A 317-nucleotide genomic window follows, 5' to 3' on the forward strand; every position below is an offset into this window, starting at 1 on the left:
AACCTAAGATTGTGCCCAAACGCCAGCTAATCATTACCGATGAGCTGGAAGGTACTATCTTATCGATGTACGCTATGGGAGTGAGTACCCGAGCAATGGGGGATTATGTTCAGGAAATGTATGCTATAGAGATTTCTCCTGCAGAGATATCCCGTATTACCTATAGTGTACTACCCGCGGTTCAAGAATAGAGAAACCGTCCTCTTGAAACCGTCTATCCATTTATATTTCTGGATTGTATGTTTTTCAAGGTAAGGGTGAATGGTGCTGTTGACACCCGTGCGATCTATAATATCCTCGGGGTTGATATCGCAGGA

General features: G+C 43.8%; 1 pseudogene. It reads left to right on the forward strand.

Annotated elements, in window-relative coordinates:
* Positions 1 to 11: 11 nt before the first annotated feature.
* Positions 12 to 317 (forward strand): annotated as a pseudogene (locus GNY06_RS14270) (transposase); the annotation flags it as partial.

The organism is Elizabethkingia argenteiflava, assembly GCF_009904105.1.
In the GTDB taxonomy this organism is placed as follows: Bacteria; Bacteroidota; Bacteroidia; order Flavobacteriales; family Weeksellaceae; genus Elizabethkingia; species Elizabethkingia argenteiflava.